Genomic DNA, 20,145 nt, shown 5'->3' on the forward strand with positions numbered 1-20,145 from the left:
ACCGCACGCAATCACGGTCAGGTTATCTGACGTCTTGTTGCGGCCGACGATCTTCAGGTAGCCGTCGCCATCCATCACCGCCAGATCACCTGTGTGCATCCAGCGCGGGCCGTCGATGGCCTTGTTAGTCTATGGGACTTGCACTTCCCGAGGGCGCTGACAGTGTTGACAGTCCTTCAAGAGCAAGTTTACGCTAACGTAAAGGTGACCGGCTGACGAGATGTTCTTCAGCCAAAGGACGAACGTCGGACTTTCCGGCGAACCCGATCAAGCAAAACAACTACAAGACAGGTAGCTCCATGACTTACTCCAGCCTCAATTTCGCCCTCGGTGAAACCATCGACATGCTGCGCGAGCAGGTACAGGCGTTCGCCGCTGCCGAACTGGCGCCACGTGCCGCCGCCATCGACAGTGACAATCTGTTCCCCAGCGACATGTGGAGGAAGTTCGGCGATATGGGCCTGCTCGGCGTGACCGTTTCCGAGGAATACGGCGGTGCGGGTCTCGGCTACCTGGCGCATGTGGTGGCAATGGAGGAAATCAGCCGCTACTCAGCCTCGGTAGGCCTGTCCTACGGCGCTCACTCGAACCTGTGCGTCAATCAGATCAACCGCAACGGCACTGCCGAACAGAAGACCCGATATCTGCCCAAGCTGATCAGCGGTGAACACATAGGTGCGCTGGCAATGAGCGAACCCAACGCCGGCTCCGATGTGGTCTCCATGAAGCTGCGTGCCGATAAAAAGGGCGACCGCTACATACTCAATGGCAGCAAGACCTGGATCACCAACGGCCCGGATGCCAATACCTATGTGATTTATGCCAAGACCGACCTGGAAAAAGGTCCACACGGCATTACCGCTTTCATCGTCGAGCGCGACTGGAAGGGTTTCTCCCGTGGCAACAAGTTCGACAAGCTGGGCATGCGCGGCTCCAACACCTGCGAGCTGTTCTTCGATGACGTTGAAGTACCGGCAGAGAACATTCTGGGCAGCGAAAACGGTGGCGTCAAAGTGCTGATGAGCGGCCTGGATTATGAGCGCGCCGTGCTGGCCGGCGGCCCCACCGGGATCATGCAGGCCTGTCTGGACGTGGTGGTGCCCTATATTCACGACCGCAAGCAGTTCGGTCAGAGCATCGGTGAATTCCAGTTCATACAGGGCAAGGTCGCCGATATGTACACCCAGCTCAATGCCAGCCGCGCCTATCTTTATACCGTGGCTCAGGCATGTGACCGTGGCGAAACCACCCGCAAGGATGCTGCCGGCGTGATCCTGTATACCGCCGAAAACGCCACCCAGATGGCCCTGCAGGCTATCCAGATTCTCGGCGGCAACGGTTACATCAACGAATTTTCCACCGGCCGCCTGCTCCGTGACGCCAAACTCTACGAAATCGGCGCCGGCACCAGCGAGATCCGCCGCATGCTGATTGGTCGCGAGTTGTTCAACGAAACAAAATAAACGTCCGGAGTAGGTTTCATGGCCATCCTGAATACCCAGATCAACACCCGTGCGCCCGAGTTCGCTGTCAATGGCGCAGCCATGCGCGAGCAGGTGAACAATCTCCGTGCCCTGCTCAATCAGATCAGCGAAGGCGGCGGTGCCAGCGCTCAACAGCGCCATACCTCGCGCGGAAAACTGCTGGTGCGCGATCGCATCGATACGCTGCTCGACCCCGGCTCGGCATTCCTCGAACTGTCACAGCTGGCCGCTTATGAAGTGTATGGCGAAAACGTCGCGGCGGCCGGTATCGTCGCCGGCATTGGCCGCGTCGAAGGCATCGAATGCATGATCATCGCCAACGATGCCACGGTGAAAGGCGGCTCCTATTACCCGTTGACGGTGAAGAAGCACCTGCGCGCTCAGACCATCGCCCGGGAAAACCGTCTGCCGTGCATCTACCTGGTGGATTCCGGCGGTGCCAACCTGCCGCGTCAGGACGAGGTATTCCCCGATCGCGAACACTTTGGTCGCATCTTCTTCAATCAGGCCAACATGAGTGCTCAGGGTATCCCGCAGATTGCCGTGGTGATGGGCTCGTGCACTGCTGGCGGCGCCTATGTGCCGGCGATGGCCGACGAAGCCATCATGGTGCGTAATCAGGCAACCATCTTTCTCGCCGGCCCGCCGCTGGTCAAAGCCGCGACCGGTGAGGTGGTGACGGCCGAGGACCTGGGCGGCGCCGATGTGCACTGCAAGGTCAGCGGTGTTGCCGATCATTATGCCGAAAATGACGAACATGCCCTGGCCATTGCCCGGCGCTGCGTGGCCAACCTCAACTGGCAGAAACTGGGCCGGCTGCAGGTGCGCGAACCCAAGGCACCCCTGTATTCGGCCGATGAGCTGTACGGTGTAATCCCGGCGCTGTCCAAGCAGCCCTACGATGTGCGCGAAGTGATCACCCGGCTGGTCGATGGCAGCGAATTCGATGAGTTCAAGGCGCTGTTCGGCACCACGCTGATCTGCGGATTCGCTCATTTGCACGGCTACCCGGTGGCCGTCCTGGCCAACAACGGCATTCTGTTCGCCGAGGCCGCGCAGAAAGGCGCGCATTTCATTGAGCTGGCCTGCCAGCGTGGCATTCCGCTGCTGTTCCTGCAGAACATCACCGGCTTCATGGTCGGGCAGAAGTACGAAGCAGGCGGTATCGCCAAGCATGGCGCCAAACTGGTCACCGCGGTGAGCTGCGCCCGGGTGCCGAAATTCACCGTGATCATCGGTGGCAGCTTCGGCGCCGGCAACTACGGCATGTGCGGTCGCGCCTATGACCCGCGTTTCCTGTGGATGTGGCCAAACGCGCGCATCGGCGTGATGGGTGGCGAACAGGCCGCCGGGGTACTGGCTCAGGTCAAGCAGGAGCAGAGCGAACGTGCCGGCAAGACGCTCAGCGACGACGAAGTGGCCGCCATCAAGCAACCGATTCTCGAACAGTACGAACACCAGGGTCACCCCTACTACTCCAGTGCACGACTCTGGGACGACGGCGTGATTGATCCAGCACAGACGCGCGATGTAGTGGGGATGGCGTTATCCGCCTCGCTCAACGCACCGATCGAGCCGACCCGCTTCGGCGTGTTCCGCATGTGACCCATCTGCGCCTATCAAAGGAACGCCCATGATCGATTTCCAGACCATTGAACTGAATAAGGACGCGCGCGGCGTCGCCACCCTCTGGCTGAACCGTGCGGAGAAGAATAATGCCTTCGATGCTCAGGTCATCAGCGAACTGAACGCCGCATTGGCCACGGTGCAGGACGACGCAGACATTCGTCTGCTGGTGCTGCGTGGCCGCGGCAGACATTTCTCCGCCGGTGCGGATCTCGGTTGGATGCGCGAGTCGGCAGAACTTGACTACCAGGCCAATCTCGCCGATGCCCATGAGCTCGGCGAACTGATGCAGCGTCTCTACCAATTGCCACAGCCGACACTGGCGGTGGTCCAGGGAGCGGCCTTCGGCGGTGCACTGGGGCTGATTGCCTGCTGCGATATGGCGATCGGCGCGGTCGATGCTCTGTTCTGCCTGTCGGAGGTGCGTATCGGCCTGGCCCCGGCGGTCATCAGCCCGTTCGTGGCCAAGGCGATTGGCGAACGTGCGCTGCGGCGCTATGCATTGACTGCAGAACGCTTCAACGGCCAGCGCGCCCGCGAACTCGGCCTGCTCGCCGAATGCCACCCGGCAGACGGACTCGATGCCGCGCTGGAACAGTGGGTCGACAACCTGTTGCAGAACAGCCCGCAGGCGCTCAAGGCCTGCAAGAGCCTGTTACTTAAAGTGGGCGCCGGCGATATCTCTGCCGAACTGCGTCAGACCACCGAACATGCCATCGCCCGGTTGCGTACCAGCCCCGAGGGGCAGGAAGGCCTGAATGCCTTTTTGGAAAAACGCCGTCCCGCCTGGCAGGAGAAGAACTGATGAAGCACTATATCGATACCTTGTTGGTGGCCAACCGCGGCGAGATCGCCTGTCGCGTGATGAGCACCGCCAAATCCATGGGCCTGACCACGGTTGCCGTACACAGCGCCGTCGATGCCAATGCCCGGCATGCGCGCGAGGCCGACATCCGCATTGATCTGGGTGGTGCCAAGCCTGCCGACAGCTACCTGCAGATCGACAAGCTGATTGCGGCAGCCAAGAGCAGCGGGGCTCAGGCCATTCATCCAGGCTACGGCTTTTTATCCGAGAACGCCGGCTTCGCCCGCGCCATCGAAGCGGCCGGCCTGATCTTCCTCGGGCCGCCGGCCGCAGCCATTGATGCCATGGGCAGCAAATCGGCGGCCAAGGCGTTGATGGAAGAAGCCGGCGTACCGCTGGTGCCTGGCTATCATGGCGAGGCTCAGGATCTGGAAACCTTCCGCGCCGCTGCCGAGCTGATCGGCTATCCGGTGCTGCTCAAGGCCACCGCCGGCGGTGGCGGCAAAGGCATGAAGGTCGTCGAGCGCGAAGAGGATCTCGCCGAGGCCCTGGCTTCGGCGCAGCGTGAAGCCCAATCGTCGTTCGGCGATGCACGCATGCTGGTGGAAAAATACGTACTCAAACCGCGCCACGTGGAAATCCAGATATTCGCCGACCAGCAGGGTAACTGCCTGTATCTCAACGAGCGCGACTGCTCGATCCAGCGCCGCCACCAGAAAGTCGTTGAAGAGGCTCCGGCCCCCGGCCTGTCAGCGGAACTGCGCCGCGCCATGGGTGAGGCGGCGGTAACGGCTGCCAGAGCCATCGGCTATGTCGGCGCCGGTACCGTGGAATTCCTGCTCGACGCCCGTGGCGAGTTCTTCTTCATGGAAATGAACACCCGGCTGCAGGTGGAGCACCCGGTCACCGAGGCGATTACCGGCCTCGATCTGGTGGCCTGGCAGATCCGTGTGGCCCGTGGCGAGCCGTTGCCGATCACCCAGGAACAGGTGCCGCTGATCGGCCACGCCATTGAAGTACGCCTGTATGCCGAGGACCCGGATAACGACTTCCTGCCGTCCACCGGCACACTGGCGCTGTATCGTGAGGCTGCCACCGGCGCTGGTCGCCGCGTGGACAGCGGCGTCGCCGAAGGCGATAGCGTGTCGCCTTTCTATGACCCTATGCTGGGCAAGCTGATCGCCTGGGGCGAGAACCGTGAGGAAGCGCGTCTGCGCCTGCTGGCCATGCTCGATGAAACCGCCATCGGTGGTGTACGCACCAACCTGGCTTTCCTGCGTCGGGTGGTCGGTCACCCGGCGTTTGCCGACGCGGAGCTGGATACCGACTTTATCCCGCGGCACGAGACCGACCTGTTGCGCCCGGCAAGCAAACTCTCAGACACCTTCTGGCAGCAGGCCGCTGAGGCTTTCGTCAGCACCACACCTGTGGTTGCGCGCTCCGACGATGCCCATTCACCCTGGTCCCGATATGATGGACTGCGCCTAGGCATGCCGGCGCAGATCACTCTGCATCTGCAATGCAACGGCGAGAGCCGCCGCGTACAGCTGACAACATCGCAGCCATCGAGCTCCGAGCCGCTGCCCAGAGCCATTCGTCAGAACGATACCCTGTACCTGCAGCACAGCGGCGAATGGCTGGCGGTCACCGCCTTCGACCCCATTACCGAAGCGCAAGACAGCCTTCAGCAGCAAGGCGGCCTGACGGCCCCGATGAACGGCAGCATCGTTCGCGTACTGGTGGAAGCCGGCCAGCACGTCGCCGCCGGTACCGCACTGATAGTGCTCGAAGCGATGAAGATGGAACACAGCATCCGCAGCGCCCAGGACGGTGTAGTGAAAAGCCTGTTCTGCAACGAAGGTGATATGGTCAGCGAAGGCACTGTGTTGCTGGAGTTGGAAGAAGTCCAGGAGGATACATGAACCTGCTGCCCAAGCAGGTCCGTCTGGTCGAAGTCGGCCCGCGCGACGGCCTGCAGAATGAGCCACAACCCATCAGCATCGCTGACAAGGTGCGTCTGATCGATGACCTCAGCGCCGCTGGCCTGTCGTATATCGAGGCCGGCAGCTTCGTGTCGCCCAAATGGGTACCGCAGATGGCCGGTTCCGCCGAGGTGTTCGGACAGATTACGCGCAAGCCCGGCGTCACCTACGCCGCCCTGACGCCCAACCTGAAAGGTCTGGAGGCCGCTATCGCCGCTGGCGTGAAGGAGGTCGCGGTATTCGGCGCGGCTTCCGAAGCCTTCTCGCAGAAGAACATCAACTGCTCCATCGCCAACAGTCTGGCACGCTTCGCGCCGCTGATGGAGGTGGCGCGCGCCCATGACATCCGCGTGCGCGGCTACGTCTCCTGCGTGCTCGGCTGCCCCTATGAAGGCAGCGTGGCGCCGGACAAGGTGGCCGAGGTTGCCCGCGAGCTGTACGCCATGGGGTGTTATGAGATCTCCCTGGGCGACACCATAGGTACCGGCACGCCGGGCAAAACCCGCACATTGATCGAGACGGTGAGTCGCGCGGTACCGCGCGAGCACCTGGCCGGCCACTTCCATGACACTTACGGACAGGCAATGGCGAATATCTATGCCAGTCTGCTGGAAGGTATCGCCGTGTTCGACAGCTCGATCGCCGGGCTCGGTGGTTGTCCCTATGTACAAGGCGCCAGTGGCAATGTCGCCAGTGAAGACGTGCTGTACTTGCTGAACGGATTGGATATTGAAACCGGTGTCGATCTCGACATGCTGATCAGCGCTGGCGAACGCATCAGCCAGTTGCTGGGCCGTGCCAACGGTTCGCGGGTGGCACGCACCCGCCACAGCGGCACAGACACAACAACAAGCAGAGGTATGTCATGAACAAGATCTACCCCAGTGCCACCCAGGCTCTTGAAGGGCTGGTTGAGGACGGCATGACGATCGCCGTCGGCGGCTTCGGCCTGTGCGGTATTCCCGAGGCATTGATCATCGCCCTGCGCGACACCGGCAAGACGCAGCTCACCGCCATCAGCAACAACGCCGGTGTCGACGGCTTCGGTCTCGGACTGCTGCTGGAAACGCGGCAGATCCGCAAGATGGTGTCCTCCTATGTCGGCGAGAACAAGGAATTCGAGCGCCAGTATCTGAGCGGCGAGCTCGAACTGGAATTCACCCCGCAAGGCACCCTCGCCGAGAAACTGCGCGCCGGCGGCGCGGGCATTCCGGCGTTCTATACCCGCACCGGCTACGGCACGCTGATCGCCGAAGGCAAGGAAACCCGACAGTTCAACGGCGAGTGGTATGTGATGGAGGAGTCGCTGACCGCTGATATCGCGCTGGTCAAGGCGTGGAAAGCCGACAAGTCCGGCAACCTGCAGTTTCGCAAGACCGCGCGCAACTTCAATCCGTTGGTGGCCACGGCGGGCAAGGTCTGCGTGGTCGAGGTGGATGAGATAGTCGAAACCGGTGAGCTGGACCCGGACCAGATTCATCTGCCGGGCATTTATGTGCAACGTATCGTGCACAACCCGAACGCCGAAAAACGTATCGAAAAACGCACGGTGAGGAGCTGAGACCATGGCCTGGGCACGTGAACAGATGGCGCAACGCGCCGCACAGGAATTGCAGGACGGCTTCTACGTCAATCTCGGCATCGGCCTGCCGACCCTGGTCGCCAACTACATCCCGGACGGCATGGATGTCTGGCTGCAGAGCGAGAACGGCCTGCTGGGCATTGGCCCCTTCCCCAGCGAGGAGGAGATTGATCCGGACCTGATCAATGCCGGCAAACAGACCGTCACCGCCCTGCCCGGCTCGAGTTTCTTCGACAACGCCCAGAGCTTTGCGATGATCCGCGGCGGTCATATCAACCTGGCCATTCTCGGCGCCATGCAGGTCTCCGAGAAGGGGGATCTGGCCAACTGGATGATTCCCGGCAAGATGGTCAAGGGCATGGGCGGCGCCATGGATCTGGTGGCCGGCGTCAAGCGCGTCGTGGTGCTGATGGAGCACACTGCCAAGGGCGGCGCGCACAAGATCCTGCCCGCCTGCGATCTGCCGTTGACCGGCCTCGGCGTGGTCAACCGCATCATCACCGACCTCGGCGTGCTGGATGTGACCGAGCAGGGACTTCAGCTGGTGGAGCTCGCCGATGGCGTCAGCTTCGATGAAATCCAGCAGGCTACCGGCAGCCCGATCCGGCGCTGAAACGGGTGATTCATCAGTTGTATACTGTGGGCATCCACCTGCACCTTGTGTTGCGCTGTGGCGCAACACCTTTTCATTCGGAGCCATCATGCAAGACGTCGTCATCGTAGCTGCAACCCGCACCGCCATCGGTAGTTTCCAGGGCGCGCTGGCCAATATCCCGGCCGTTGATCTGGGTGCCACCGTGCTCCGCGCCCTGCTGGAAAAGACCGGCATCGATCCGGCCACAGTGGATGAAGTGATTCTCGGCCAGGTACTCACCGCCGGTGCCGGACAGAATCCCGCACGTCAGGCCGCAATCAAGGCGGGCCTGCCCCACGCCGTACCCGCCATGACGCTGAACAAGGTCTGCGGCTCGGGCCTCAAGGCGCTGCATCTGGCCGCGCAGGCAATCCGATGCGGTGATGCAGAGGTGGTGATCGCCGGCGGTATGGAGAACATGAGTCTGGCGCCTTACGTCGTGCCGAAAGCCCGTACCGGGCTACGCATGGGCCATGCGCAGATGCTCGACAGCATGATCAGTGATGGCCTGTGGGACGCCTTCAATGATTACCACATGGGTATCACCGCAGAAAATCTGGCCGACCAGTACAGCATTGACCGCACGCACCAGGATGCTTTCGCCGCCCAGTCTCAGGAGCGCGCCTGTGCCGCCATCGACGCCGGACGCTTCGATGCGGAAATCACCCCGGTACTGATTCCGCAGCGCAAGGGTGAGCCCCTGGCATTCGCCCGGGACGAGCAACCGCGTGCCAGCACCACTGCCGATACCCTCGCCGCGCTGCGGCCGGCATTCAAAAAAGACGGCAGCGTCACTGCCGGTAATGCCTCCACGCTGAATGATGGCGCCGCCGCTGTCATGTTGATGAGCGCCAGCAAGGCCGAAGCCCTCGGCCTGCCGGTACTGGCGAAAGTCGCCGGCTACGCCAATGCGGGTGTTGACCCGGCGATCATGGGTATCGGCCCGGTATCGGCCACTCGCCGCTGTCTGGAAAAAGCCGGCTGGACGCTGGAGCAGTTGGAACTGGTCGAAGCCAACGAAGCCTTTGCCGTGCAGGCGCTTGCCGTGGGGAAAGAACTGGGTTGGGGTGCCGATAAGGTCAACGTGAATGGTGGCGCCATTGCGTTGGGCCATCCCATCGGTGCCTCCGGCTGCCGCATCCTCGTCAGCCTGCTGCATGAGATGCAGCGCCGCGATGTGCACAAGGGCCTGGCTACGCTGTGCATCGGGGGTGGCCAGGGGGTAGCCTTGGCTATCGAGCGCCCCTGATCTAGTTAGCGTTCGCCCGCCCGATGACGTGCGCACCGGGCGGGCAACACCCTTGGAAAAACCGAGACCGACCCCCATGGCTAAACAGACCTACAGTATTTCCGATCTGGCCAATGAGCTGGACATCACCACCCGTACCATCCGCTTCTATGAAGAACAGGGCATGCTCTCGCCGGTCCGTCGTGGCCAGGAGCGCATCTACTCACCCAAGGACCGCGTTGCCCTCAAGCTGATCCTGCGTGGCAAGCGCATCGGCTTTTCCCTGGCCGAATGCAAGACACTGATCGAACTCTACGATCCCAAGGCAGGCAACCAGAACCAGCTCAACATCATGCTGCAGATGATCACCGAGCGCCGCCAGCATCTGGCACAGCAACTGCTCGACATTCAGCAGATGCAACTGGAGCTGGATACCGCCGAAGAACGCTGCCTCACCGCCCTGAAAACCACCCTTGAACGGAAGACTGCAAAAGCTGAACGTTCATAAAACCGATACCTGCGTCCTGCGCCATGGCATAGTGGTCAGCTGATACCGACCAGAAGGATCTGCCATGATTATTGTTCATCATCTGAATAACTCACGCTCGCAACGCATACTCTGGCTACTTGAAGAGCTGGGTTTGGAATATGAGGTCAAACGCTATGAGCGCGACCCGAAAACCATGCTCGCACCACCGGAGCTCAAGGCCGTGCATCCACTGGGGAAATCGCCGGTGATTACCGACGGCGATCTGACCGTAGCTGAGTCCGGCGCCATCATTGAATATCTGATTGCAACCTATAGCAGCGGCCGCCTGGCGCCAGAACCGGGCACCCCGGAACGCCTGCGCTATACCTATTGGCTGCATTACGCTGAAGGTTCAGCCATGACGCCGCTGCTGCTCAAGTTGGTGTTCAACCGGGTGGAAAGCGCGCCCATGCCGTTTTTCGCCAAACCCTTTGCCAAGGGCATCGCCCGTCAGGTCAAAGACAAGTTTATCGAGCCGCAGATTATTCAGCATCTCGACTATATGAATGATGAATTGGCAGCCACCGGCTGGTTTGCCGGTGAAGAGTTCAGCGCAGCCGATGTGCAGATGAGCTTTCCTCTGGAAGCCGCCGCGGCGCGTGGTGGCCTGGATGAAAAATGGCCGCATCTGATAGATTTCCTGCAACGCATTCACGGCCGACCTGCCTATGAGCGCGCGCTCGAGCGCGGCGGGGAATACGGAATGGTCGGTTGATCACTCCTCTTCGCCATGTATAGCCTTGCCCAGCCCGTCACTCACATTCTGGAAATCCGCAAAAGCCGATTTCTCGCCTGTGTTGAACCGATAGCCGACCGCCCCGGCGCGCAAGCCCGGGTTGCGGAGTTGCGCGCTGAGCATCCGGATGCCACCCATGTGTGTTGGGCGCTGCTGGCGGGCGGGCATAGTGCCGCGGTGGATGATGGTGAACCGTCCGGGACCGCTGGTCGGCCGATGCTGGAGGTGCTGCGTCACCAACAGCTGGATGGCGTGCTGGCTACCGTGGTGCGTTATTACGGTGGCATCAAGCTGGGTGCCGGCGGTCTTGTACGAGCCTATACCGACGCGGTAGCTCAAGCCTTGCTGCAAGCCGAGAAGATCGAACATATCCCCAGCCAGACGATAGTGTGCGAACTGCCCTACGCCCATGAAGGCCTTGCGCGACGTCTAATAAGTGAAATAGGTGGCGAGTTGCTGACGGTCCAGCATGGCCACAGCGTGCAACTGAAAATCTGCCTGCCGGTAACAGCCGCTGCGCAATTGCATGAGCAGCTGTTGTCAGCCACACGGGGCGAACTGGGGTGGCGGCGCTGTTCTTGAGCGAGCCACTTCATCTGCTGATCATCTGACCATCGCCGTGTCTTTTCAGCGCACTCTGCTATCGTTCAAACAACTCTTTCCAGTTCAAGGAACCGTTATGAAGCTGCTCGCCACGGCCATGGTTACTCTGTTTCTGCTAGCCGGTTGCACCGGCGTCCCCAAAGGTATCGAACCTGTCACCGGTTTCGATCAGGAAAGATACCTGGGCACCTGGTACGAAATAGCCCGGCTCGACCATTCCTTCGAAGAGGGTTTGAGCCGAGTGAGCGCAGAATACACCCCCAACGATGACGGCAGCATCAAAGTACTCAACCGTGGTTACAACCAGGCCAAAGGCGAATGGGAAGAAGCCGAGGGCCGGGCCGTATTTGTGGAGGACAGCGATGTTGCCCACCTGAAAGTCTCTTTCTTCGGTCCTTTCTACAGTTCCTACGTAGTCTTCGATCTGGATGAGGACTACTCCAAGGCTTACATATCCAGCTATAACCGCAAGTACCTGTGGTTCCTTTCCAGAACGCCGCAGGTCAGCGAAGCAGAATTGGAAGCTTTCAAAGCCCTTGCGACAGCCCAGGGGTTCGAGCTTGAAGAGCTGATTGTGGTGGAGCACGCGGAGTCAGACTGAGGCTGAATCCATCACATTTTTTCACCGAACGCCTGCGATGTTTCCGTCAGACTCTGATAACCACCGGTTGCGGCGTACCAGGCAGCGGGATCGAGATAGTAGACTTTACCCTGCCGCCATGCCTGGCTTGCCGCCACCAGGACTGAGGGTCAGGTCGATGGTCGGCGCCAGCCCCACCGATCATAAGCGGCGGGGCTGTGGCGTCCAATTGCTGCGCTTAAAAGCTCTTGGTCAGGGCGAAGATCAGTCTGCGGCCATCCAGGTTGTAGGCATAATCGCCATCGGAGGTCACTTCCTTGTTGAAAACGTTGTAGACCCCGGCTTTCAGGCTCAGATCAGCCTGCGGCTTGAACACCAGGCCTACATCGGCAAAGGTATATGCGTCGTACTTGACACCGTTCTGACGCCCACCACCCGTGTTGGTTGACCAGTCGCCGGTGGTCTCACCGCGATAGTTGCCCTGAACCCACAGATTGAGCCGCTGAGTAGCCTGCCAGTCCAGCGAGGCGTTGAACATGTGCTTGGCCATATTGTTCAGCGGCCTGCCCTTGAAGTCGCCGGATTTCTGCTCAGTGTCAGTCCAGGTATAACTATGGCGGTAGACCAGGTTATCCAGGATGTCATAGTCAAGAGTGAACTCAACGCCCCTCAGCTCGGCTTCATCAATGTTCTCATAGGCGGTATAGCCGTACGGGTGCGGAGCAAACTCCCGGCCATCATAGAAACAAGTCTCGTCTGGCTCGCAGATGCGCCCGGTACGATTAATTTTATCCTCATAATCAATCACATAGGCGGTAACCGAGCCAGCCAGCCCTAAATCAAAGTTCTCATAATGGATGCCGATTTCGCGGTTCAGACTGGTTTCCGGCGTCAGTTCCGGGTTACCGATGGCCACGCCGCCCCTGGAGGTCATACCGAAGTCGGTAGTACTCTGGCGCAGATCAGGCGCCCTGTAACCGGAGGTAACGCCGCCCTTGAGGGTGAAGTTGTCGTTCATGTGCCATACGGCATAGACCTTGGGGCTGAACTCGCTACCGTATTGCTGATTGTCATCCAGACGACCGCTCAAAGTCAGGATAAGATTGTCGGTCAGGCTCCAGTTATCTTCCAGGAAGATGGAGTTCTGATAACGGTTCATCTTTATCACCTCGTCCGGATCGACCACGTTCGCCGGCATACCGTTGTTGCCGGCCTCCAGGTTCTCGTACTTGTGGGTCAGACCACCGGTCAGGGTATGTGCTCCGAGGAACCAGCTGGCCTGGGTGTTGACTGTGGTCACTTCAAACTCGATACCCTTTCCGGTATTCGGGTTGAGGGTCGTCTTGTTTTCCGAGTGGTCATGGTTGATATAGGAATTGGTAAAGACGTTACCGTACTTGCCCTCGTGGGACAGGAAGTAGTTCTTCTTGATCGAGTCGCTGTAGGTAGGATCTACAGGAGTAATGTTGCCTTGCCTATCTGTTGTTGTTTCGGCAAGACTACGGCCTGGATTTGCCCAGCGTTCCTGCTGGGTATAGCTGTGCCCCAGGGTAAGCAGGTTCTGTTCATCGAGATTCCACGACAGCTTGCCGCCGGCGTTTCTTTTCTTGTACTCCGGGTCAGTAGCAGCACTGTCGCTGCCACCAACAAGATTACTCTCATCCTGATTCTGGAAGGCACCCGTCAGCTGCAGACCCAGCACATCCTCTATCAATGGCATGTTCAGGAAGGCACTGGTCTGGAAACCATCTTCGTTCACATCGTTACCGCTGCCAGCCATTGCATATTCGGCCGTGATACTGCCAGTCAGCTCATTACCGACCTTCTTGGTAATGATATTGATCACACCGCCCATAGCGTCGGAGCCGTACAATGCCGAGGCTGGACCACGGATAACCTCGATACGCTCAATGGCCTCCAGCGGCGGCAGGAAGTTGACATTATTACCAGCCTGCGAGCCGCGCTCACTGAAAGCATCGTTACCCGAGGCCGGGCGACCATCGATCAGGAACAGGGTGTAATTAGCGGTCATCCCACGCATCGAGATCGACCGTTCCACACCACCACCGAAAATCTGCACACCGGCGACATTTTTCAATACGTCCGTGACATCGGTATAGGATTTTTTCTTCAACTCTTCCTGGGAGATAACCGTAATCGCTGCAGGCGCATCCCGAAGATTCTGCTCAAAGCCCGAGGCGGTCACCACCGTCTGCCCCAGATCCAGCGCTTCTTCCGCCACCGCCGAATATGCCAGCGAGGCCATAGTTACTGCCAACATGGTTCTTTTGAAATATGGCTGCGAACTTGAAGCAAACTGACACTTACGGCGTGACATATATTGATCTCCAGAATGATATAGCAGACCTCCGGGAAAGCCACTCGGGGTTTCCAGAGACTCCTTTGTAGTTGGCATTGTTATGGCGGCGCCCTGGTCCGGGCGCGGCGGCCCTTCCGGCTTATGCTGGCAGATCGAAGCCGCGCGACTTCTCCGATACGATGAAATCGACGCAAATGATATACATTACTATTTGAGAGTAAAAGAAATTTACAATCTATACACTTTTTGGGCGCCGTTTCGCTCAGAGCGCAGGGCGCACCAGCATATATCCCTGCCCCCACACCGTTTCCAATTGGCTGGAGCGGTAGCCGATAGCCTGTAATTTGCGGCGAATGTGGCTGATATGCATGTCCAGGCTGCGGTCATGTCGGGCATAGCCGCGGCGCAATGCCTGTTGATAAAGGAAAGGTTTGCTCAGCACCTCGTTCACGTGCTGGGCGAGCAGGTTCAACACGCGAAATTCGCTGGCGGTCAGCCCGGCCTGATTACCCGCCAGACTCACGTCACTGTTGGTCTCGTCGAAATGCAGTTCATTGTCGGTTTCAGGTGATGGTCGTTCCTGTCGCTCATAAGCCACCCGACGGAGGATGGCGGTGACGCGTACGCCGAGCTCGGCAATACTGAAGGGCTTGGGTAGATAGTCATCAGCCCCCAGACTGAAGCCGGCGATGCGATTATGCTCATCGTCCAGCGCCGACATCAGCAATACCGGCACGCGACTTTGACGGCGCAGCTGCTGCAACACGCCTAAACTATCGATGCCCAGAATAGTCAGCAGGATCAGATCAAAATTACCACGCTTGGCCAGAAGCAAGCCGTCTGCACTGCCACAGAGCGTAACGCGGTGGCCGCTTTGCTGCAGATGAGCTTGCAGTTCGCTGGCAAGCAGCGGGTCTTCTTCTACCGCAAGAATGCGGGCAGCGGTGGTGACAGTCGGTAGCATATTGGTCAACATGAAACTTAATGAGAACCATTCTATACGAAATTTTTTGAAACATTCACTGCTTTCCGGGTCAGATTCAACGTAAGCTCAACTGACGTTTTAGAGGCATTGATGAGGAAGCTTCACGCCGCTGCTTACGGGCTGATAACGATATTGTCATTCATATCTCTCTGCGCCTCGGCCGCTGACCCGCTGCGTATTACCCAACTGCAACGCTGCGGTGACCTGCTGAAAGTTCGGCAGCTCACTTTCTGTTTGCAAGTAGCGGGGCTCGAGCAGAATCCGGCGCAGATCCAGCTCAACGGCACGCCCCTGCCTCCCGACCGGATCGACCATCGCGATGGACAAGTACGTCTGCAGATCGACGCCGCCAGCGCGCAGAGCGGCCCGCTGTGGATTGAGCAGCACGATCAGATCAGTAATCCGGTGTGGCTGAGCCTGGGTTCCAGTCATGTCGTCGCCGCCGAACAGGACGCGGTGGTCAAGAACCGGGACGGCCTGACCACCTACCTCGATCTGGTCAGCGTGATCATCGAAGAAGGCCATGATGGGCCAGCAGAAGCCCGTCGACTGGCCGAGCAATACGATGCCGAAGTGGTCGGCGCAATCCCACCCCTCAACGTCTATCAGCTGCGCCTGGCCGCCGAGAATCTGGAACAGCGCGACGCCGCAGTATTGCGCATCGGCAACGAAGTGAGCGTGGACGCTGTAGTGATCGAGGAGTCCGGTGCGGAAAAATCGGTCGAACGGGATACCGTCAACCCTCCGATAGAAGCGAGCGAGGAGTCCTCATCCAACCGCTTTCTGGATGCAGTGAATTTCTATCAGCGGCGGCTGAAAAACCCCTCTGACCATATTGAAACGCACCCTGTACGTATCGGCGTGATCGAACGCGATGTGGATTTCGACGCCCCCGACGTCGCCGACTATCTCGGCGACTGCCGCAGCGAGGCCACCCGCACCTGCGTGTATGCCCGCGATGCCGAGGCCGCAGATGGGCACGGCACTACGGTCACCGGCATCCTCGCCGCCAACTGGGACAATGGCGGAAGTAACGGCTTTCTGCGCGGGTTGGACAAAGTTGGGCCAGGCTTCGATGTGATTGTCGACCGCGGCTCGGACGCCGGCATCACAGCGAATATTGCCGCCTCGGTCAATCTGGTCGAGGACGGCGCAAGAGTATTGAACTGGAGCTGGGGCATCCACCGGATCGGCGCCCGCGACGTTCACGGCGATCCGGTAGACTCGCTGCTCCGCTCCGGCATTGCCATGAGCGGTTATGAGGAACTATTGGAAGAATTCTTCCTGTGGCTGCGCCGCGAGCACCCCGACGTAGTGGTGGTGAACTCCGCCGGCAACGGCGCCTCGTTCTCCAGCCACGACGAGTACCGTCTGCCCTCCTCCTTCATCACCGATCAACTGTTTGTGGTCGGCGGCCATCAGCGCAGCAGCAAGGATGTCGACCTTGATGACCCCGGTTATTCCACCCGACGCAAGGCATCCAATTCCGATATGCGCGTCGATATCACCGCTGCCGCCTGCACCGCCGGCTCGTCCCCCATTACCGAGCAGGCAGGGCCGGTGCATTGCGGCACGTCCTACGCCACACCTCTGGTGACCGGGGTCATCGCCGCCATGCTGTCGATCAATCCCGAATTGCAGCCGGACCAGCTGCGCATGTTGCTGCGCCGCAGCGCCATGACCATCGGCCAGGAAAGCGACTTCGAACCGATGGAAGGAGATGACCTGACCGCTCCGATCCTGCCGTCCGAACGGGACAATAACCTGAACAATCCCGATGTCGGCCACTCGGCCCGGCTGGATATGTACAAGGCCCTGGAACTTGCGGTAAAGAGCCTCGACAAGGCGCGTTAACCTCGTCTCGGACGACTGGAAGCCGATCCAGTCGTCATGTCATGCTCAAGCTCAGCATATTCCGCCGATATACCTACAATGTCTTATAGCCGGTAGGGCTTGACTCATTCCGCACCTGACAGCGGCCAGGAAGGCCAATATACTCTTCAAACCCCTCTGGAACAGGGGTTTACGCATTTCCCGGGAATCACTGCATGCCGCACAGCTTGAAATCCGTAGCCTTGATGCTGTTAATCACCGCGGTGATCATGAATCTGTTCATGGTCACGCTGTTGGCGGTTACGTTGAACTCTGCGTATGACCGCAAGATTGAAGAGGTCCGGACCACTGTAACCAACCTGGCTTTGCTGATGGATCAAAGCGTTACCGGAGCGGCTCGAGAGGTCGATCTGGTACTTAGGAAAGTGCAGTCCCGTCTGGAAACTGCGCTGCGCGTCGGCGAGAGTCTGGAAACAAGCCCGGCCAGCGAGCTGACCGGCGCCGGCGAGGGCTGGATCGCTGATGCGGCGGATATCCATATAACCGACGCTACGGGCCTTGTGCAATTTGAGCAGCAGGCGGATGAAGGCCGGTGGGTTGATTATGGCGACCGCGATTATTTCCTTACCCATAGAACCAACCCCGATGCCGGCATGCTGGTCAGCGGTCTGCTCAGGAATCACAGCGGCGAGTGGGTGCATGTATTCTCCCGGCGTTACAACGATCCGGATGGCCGTTTTGCCGGCGTAACCGTGGCGGCCATTCCAGCCCAGCATTTCGCCGGACTGATATCGGGCCTGAATCTCGGACCCAACGGTATTGCTCTGATACGCGACCTGAACAAGACCTTGGTGGCGCGGCATCCGCCGCTGGATGCTGCGCCCGGCCGCATCGGCTCGGTCGGTGGTTCGCAGGAACTGACCGCGCTGCTCGAGTCCGGTGAGCAAGCGGGTATTTTCTACAGTCACGGCACCGCTGACGGGGTGCCTCGTACCGATGCCTTCCGACGCCTGAGCGCCATGCCGGTGTTTGTGGTGGCAGGGCTGGGCGAGGACGATTACCTGGCCATCTGGCGGCATGATGTCAATCGAGCCATAGTGCTTGGCCTGTTGTTTCTGCTGGTCACTGCCGGAGGAGCGCTACTGCTGTGGCGCCAGTTCAAGGCCAGCGACAAGGCCCACCGGCGCAGCCAGATGCTGCTCCAGCATGCCAGTGATGGCATCCACATTCTTGATGAGCACGGCCAACTGGTGGATGCCAGCGAGGCCTTTTATCAGATGCTCGGCTATACCCCAGGCGAGCTGAGTGGCCGTCATCCTTGCGACTGGGATGCGCAGCATTCACCAGAGGAAATGACCCAGCTGTTCAATAGCTTATTGAGCGGCGGTCAGATCTCCACCTTCGAAACCCGGTTCCGCCACAAGCTGGGCCACGCCTTTGCGGTCGAAGTATCCACCGTACGAGTGGAGATCGAAGGTCGCCCCCTGCTCTTCAGCTCGGCCAGGGACATCACCGAGCGCAAGAAGGCAGACGAGGACCTGCGTATTGCCGCCCAGGCATTCGAATCTCAGGTCGGCATGCTCATCACCGATGCTGATCTTAATATCCTGCGATGCAACCAGGCCTTCTGCCGCATCACCGGTTACAGCGCCAAAGAAGTCATTGGACGTCAACCCAACCTGCTGCAGTCCGGCCGTCACGATCAACGCTTTTACGCCGATATGTGGCAGGCGATCAATCGCTCTGGCGCCTGGCAGGGTGAGATCTGGAACAAGCGCAAGAACGGGGAGATCTATCCGCAGCTGCTGTCCATCGGCAAGGTCAGCAACGAACATGGACAGACCACCCACTATGTCGCGTCGCTGTCCGATATCTCGGCGCGCAAGGCCAGCGAAGAGCAGATGCGCACCCTGGCCTTCTACGACTCACTGACCAAGCTGCCAAACCGGCGACTGTTTCTCGACCGTCTGGAAGAAGCCCGAGGCACAGCCAAGCGGCGCGAGACTTACAGTGCGCTGCTGGTGGTGGATCTGAATGATTTCAAGATCCTCAACGACGCCGAGGGTTATACCGCTGGTGATCGCATGCTTGAGCAGGTCGCAACGCGTCTGATCAGTTGCGTGCCACATACAGAGTCCGTCGCCAGATTGGGTGGCGACGAGTTCGTCGTGCTGCTCGAAGACCTGGGCAAGCACGAGATTGATGCCGCCCATCAGGCCGAACAGATGGGCAACCGCATTCTGCAGGAGCTGGCCCGCCCCTATGTGCTGGGCGAGACCGAGTATCGTGGCTCTGCCAGTATCGGTATCGCCCTGTTTGGCGCCAGTTATTCCATATTGTCAATGGAACCGCTCAAACGAGCCGAGCTGGCGATGTCCCAGGCCAAGAGCACCGGCAACAGTCCTTTGTGCTTCTTCGACCCGCAGATGCAGGCGCAGGTCAGAGAGCGCAGCGAAATCGACGCCGGCCTGCGCATGGCGCTGGAAAAGCAGCAGTTTCTGCTCCATTATCAGCCGCAAGTCGATGATACCGGGCAGATTATCGGCGCCGAAGCCCTGGTGCGCTGGAAGCATCCGGAACAGGGGCTGATTTCCCCGGCACGCTTCATTCCGGTGGCGGAGGACAATGGCCTGATTCTGCCCCTTGGTCACTGGGTACTGGAAACTGCCTGCCAACAACTGGCGCTCTGGGCTGACAACCCGGCTAGGGCGCACCTGACCATAGCGGTCAATATCAGCGCCAAACAGCTCTCTCAGGCGCATTTCGTTGATCAGGTAATGGAGGTGCTGCAACGTACCGGTGCGCCCGCGCAGCGATTGAAGCTGGAACTGACTGAAAGCGCCCTGGTGCATGAGATCGAAAGCATCATCGACAAGATGAATAGCCTCAAGATGCACGGCGTGGGTTTCTCGCTGGATGATTTCGGTACCGGCTATTCGTCGCTGGCCTACCTCAAGCGCCTGCCACTGGACCAACTGAAGATCGATCAAAGCTTCGTGCGCGACATTTCCTTTGACGCCAACAGTGCCGATATCGCCCAGACGATCATCCTGCTGGCCGAGCGGATGAAGATTTCCGTGCTCGCCGAAGGGGTGGAAACACAGCTGCAGCAGAGCGCTCTGCGCGAGCGAGGTTGCCATCACTACCAAGGCTATCTATTCGGCAGACCCATGCCGATCGAGGAGTTTGAAGGGGAGCTGCTGCGCCGCTGAACTCCC

At 59.6% G+C, this 20,145-nt stretch carries 16 protein-coding genes and 1 pseudogene; 14 read left to right on the top strand and 3 right to left on the bottom strand.

Translation table 11 applies throughout. The features are described from left to right. Positions 1–33: 33 nt before the first annotated feature. Positions 34–129, bottom strand: a pseudogene (locus BLU11_RS19325) (hypothetical protein); the annotation flags it as partial. Between the two features lie 170 nt (positions 130–299). Between BLU11_RS19325 and BLU11_RS15705 the strand changes: the two are divergent. From BLU11_RS15705 to BLU11_RS15760, 12 genes are all read left to right on the top strand, one after another. Further along, positions 300–1,463 (top strand): isovaleryl-CoA dehydrogenase, encoded by a 1,164-nt coding sequence (locus BLU11_RS15705; RefSeq protein WP_090274985.1) that lies wholly within the window; start codon positions 300–302, stop codon positions 1,461–1,463. Positions 1,464–1,481: 18 nt separating this feature from the next. After that, positions 1,482–3,089 carry a carboxyl transferase domain-containing protein gene (locus tag BLU11_RS15710; protein WP_090274987.1) on the top strand — a complete coding sequence of 536 codons (1,608 nt, stop codon included), beginning with the start codon at positions 1,482–1,484 and terminating at the stop codon, positions 3,087–3,089. Positions 3,090–3,117: 28 nt separating this feature from the next. Further along, the gene (locus BLU11_RS15715; RefSeq protein ID WP_090274989.1) at positions 3,118–3,915 is read left to right on the top strand and encodes a gamma-carboxygeranoyl-CoA hydratase; all 798 of its coding nucleotides are present in this window, start codon (positions 3,118–3,120) and stop codon (positions 3,913–3,915) included. Further along, positions 3,915–5,837 carry an acetyl/propionyl/methylcrotonyl-CoA carboxylase subunit alpha gene (locus tag BLU11_RS15720; RefSeq protein ID WP_090274990.1) on the top strand — a complete coding sequence of 641 codons (1,923 nt, stop codon included), beginning with the start codon at positions 3,915–3,917 and terminating at the stop codon, positions 5,835–5,837. Before BLU11_RS15715 ends, BLU11_RS15720 begins: the two co-directional genes overlap by 1 nt. Next, positions 5,834–6,766 carry a hydroxymethylglutaryl-CoA lyase gene (locus BLU11_RS15725; RefSeq protein ID WP_090274992.1) on the top strand — a complete coding sequence of 311 codons (933 nt, stop codon included), beginning with the start codon at positions 5,834–5,836 and terminating at the stop codon, positions 6,764–6,766. Before BLU11_RS15720 ends, BLU11_RS15725 begins: the two co-directional genes overlap by 4 nt. Beyond that, positions 6,763–7,458, top strand: coding sequence for a CoA transferase subunit A (locus BLU11_RS15730; protein ID WP_090274995.1), 696 nt, complete (start codon positions 6,763–6,765; stop codon positions 7,456–7,458). The genes BLU11_RS15725 and BLU11_RS15730 overlap by 4 nt, the downstream gene beginning before the upstream one ends. A gap of 4 nt (positions 7,459–7,462) precedes the next feature. Next, a complete protein-coding gene (locus BLU11_RS15735; RefSeq protein ID WP_090274997.1) occupies positions 7,463–8,092 on the top strand; it encodes a CoA transferase subunit B in 630 nt (209 codons plus the stop codon). Positions 8,093–8,180: 88 nt separating this feature from the next. Continuing rightward, positions 8,181–9,362, top strand: coding sequence for an acetyl-CoA C-acetyltransferase (locus tag BLU11_RS15740; protein WP_090274999.1), 1,182 nt, complete (start codon positions 8,181–8,183; stop codon positions 9,360–9,362). A gap of 76 nt (positions 9,363–9,438) precedes the next feature. After that, complete coding sequence (locus BLU11_RS15745; RefSeq protein ID WP_090275001.1) at positions 9,439–9,849, top strand: MerR family transcriptional regulator; 411 nt, start codon at positions 9,439–9,441, stop codon at positions 9,847–9,849. Positions 9,850–9,913: 64 nt separating this feature from the next. Continuing rightward, positions 9,914–10,585, top strand: a complete 672-nt coding sequence (locus BLU11_RS15750; RefSeq protein WP_090275003.1) for a glutathione S-transferase — start codon at positions 9,914–9,916, stop codon at positions 10,583–10,585. A gap of 15 nt (positions 10,586–10,600) precedes the next feature. Beyond that, the gene (locus tag BLU11_RS15755; protein WP_090275005.1) at positions 10,601–11,188 is read left to right on the top strand and encodes an IMPACT family protein; all 588 of its coding nucleotides are present in this window, start codon (positions 10,601–10,603) and stop codon (positions 11,186–11,188) included. A 97-nt stretch (positions 11,189–11,285) separates the two neighbouring features. Continuing rightward, the gene (locus BLU11_RS15760; protein WP_090275008.1) at positions 11,286–11,810 is read left to right on the top strand and encodes a lipocalin family protein; all 525 of its coding nucleotides are present in this window, start codon (positions 11,286–11,288) and stop codon (positions 11,808–11,810) included. 217 nt (positions 11,811–12,027) lie between these two features. Here BLU11_RS15760 and BLU11_RS15765 read toward each other — a convergent pair whose 3' ends face one another. Then, positions 12,028–14,070, bottom strand: coding sequence for a TonB-dependent receptor domain-containing protein (locus BLU11_RS15765; protein ID WP_231702221.1), 2,043 nt, complete (start codon positions 14,068–14,070; stop codon positions 12,028–12,030). 301 nt (positions 14,071–14,371) lie between these two features. After that, the gene (locus tag BLU11_RS15770) at positions 14,372–15,073 is read right to left on the bottom strand and encodes a response regulator transcription factor (protein ID WP_172828696.1); all 702 of its coding nucleotides are present in this window, start codon (positions 15,071–15,073) and stop codon (positions 14,372–14,374) included. 111 nt (positions 15,074–15,184) lie between these two features. Here BLU11_RS15770 and BLU11_RS15775 point away from each other — a divergent pair, with 111 nt between their 5' ends. Both BLU11_RS15775 and BLU11_RS15780 read left to right on the top strand, forming a co-directional pair. Beyond that, complete coding sequence (locus BLU11_RS15775; protein ID WP_090275012.1) at positions 15,185–16,948, top strand: S8/S53 family peptidase; 1,764 nt, start codon at positions 15,185–15,187, stop codon at positions 16,946–16,948. 194 nt (positions 16,949–17,142) lie between these two features. Beyond that, entirely contained in the window at positions 17,143–20,139 is a 2,997-nt protein-coding gene (locus BLU11_RS15780) for a bifunctional diguanylate cyclase/phosphodiesterase (RefSeq protein ID WP_090275015.1), read from the top strand. The last annotated feature ends 6 nt before the right edge of the window (positions 20,140–20,145 follow it).

The organism is Halopseudomonas litoralis (assembly GCF_900105005.1).
Lineage (GTDB): Bacteria > Pseudomonadota > Gammaproteobacteria > Pseudomonadales > Pseudomonadaceae > Halopseudomonas > Halopseudomonas litoralis.

Excerpts from the sequence above, each read along its gene's own strand:
- BLU11_RS15735 (WP_090274997.1), top strand. The coding sequence starts at position 7,463 with ATGGCCTGGGCACGTGAACAGATGGCGCAACGCGCCGCACAGGAATTG.
- BLU11_RS15725 (WP_090274992.1), top strand. The coding sequence starts at position 5,834 with ATGAACCTGCTGCCCAAGCAGGTCCGTCTGGTCGAAGTCGGCCCGCGC.
- BLU11_RS15740 (WP_090274999.1), top strand. The coding sequence starts at position 8,181 with ATGCAAGACGTCGTCATCGTAGCTGCAACCCGCACCGCCATCGGTAGT.
- BLU11_RS15765 (WP_231702221.1), bottom strand. The coding sequence starts at position 14,070 with ATGTTGGCAGTAACTATGGCCTCGCTGGCATATTCGGCGGTGGCGGAA.
- BLU11_RS15710 (WP_090274987.1), top strand. The coding sequence starts at position 1,482 with ATGGCCATCCTGAATACCCAGATCAACACCCGTGCGCCCGAGTTCGCT.
- BLU11_RS15780 (WP_090275015.1), top strand. The coding sequence starts at position 17,143 with ATGCCGCACAGCTTGAAATCCGTAGCCTTGATGCTGTTAATCACCGCG.
- BLU11_RS15730 (WP_090274995.1), top strand. The coding sequence starts at position 6,763 with ATGAACAAGATCTACCCCAGTGCCACCCAGGCTCTTGAAGGGCTGGTT.
- BLU11_RS15775 (WP_090275012.1), top strand. The coding sequence starts at position 15,185 with ATGAGGAAGCTTCACGCCGCTGCTTACGGGCTGATAACGATATTGTCA.
- BLU11_RS15705 (WP_090274985.1), top strand. The coding sequence starts at position 300 with ATGACTTACTCCAGCCTCAATTTCGCCCTCGGTGAAACCATCGACATG.
- BLU11_RS15745 (WP_090275001.1), top strand. The coding sequence starts at position 9,439 with ATGGCTAAACAGACCTACAGTATTTCCGATCTGGCCAATGAGCTGGAC.
- BLU11_RS15715 (WP_090274989.1), top strand. The coding sequence starts at position 3,118 with ATGATCGATTTCCAGACCATTGAACTGAATAAGGACGCGCGCGGCGTC.
- BLU11_RS15755 (WP_090275005.1), top strand. The coding sequence starts at position 10,601 with ATGTATAGCCTTGCCCAGCCCGTCACTCACATTCTGGAAATCCGCAAA.
- BLU11_RS15760 (WP_090275008.1), top strand. The coding sequence starts at position 11,286 with ATGAAGCTGCTCGCCACGGCCATGGTTACTCTGTTTCTGCTAGCCGGT.
- BLU11_RS15770 (WP_172828696.1), bottom strand. The coding sequence starts at position 15,073 with ATGCTACCGACTGTCACCACCGCTGCCCGCATTCTTGCGGTAGAAGAA.
- BLU11_RS15720 (WP_090274990.1), top strand. The coding sequence starts at position 3,915 with ATGAAGCACTATATCGATACCTTGTTGGTGGCCAACCGCGGCGAGATC.
- BLU11_RS15750 (WP_090275003.1), top strand. The coding sequence starts at position 9,914 with ATGATTATTGTTCATCATCTGAATAACTCACGCTCGCAACGCATACTC.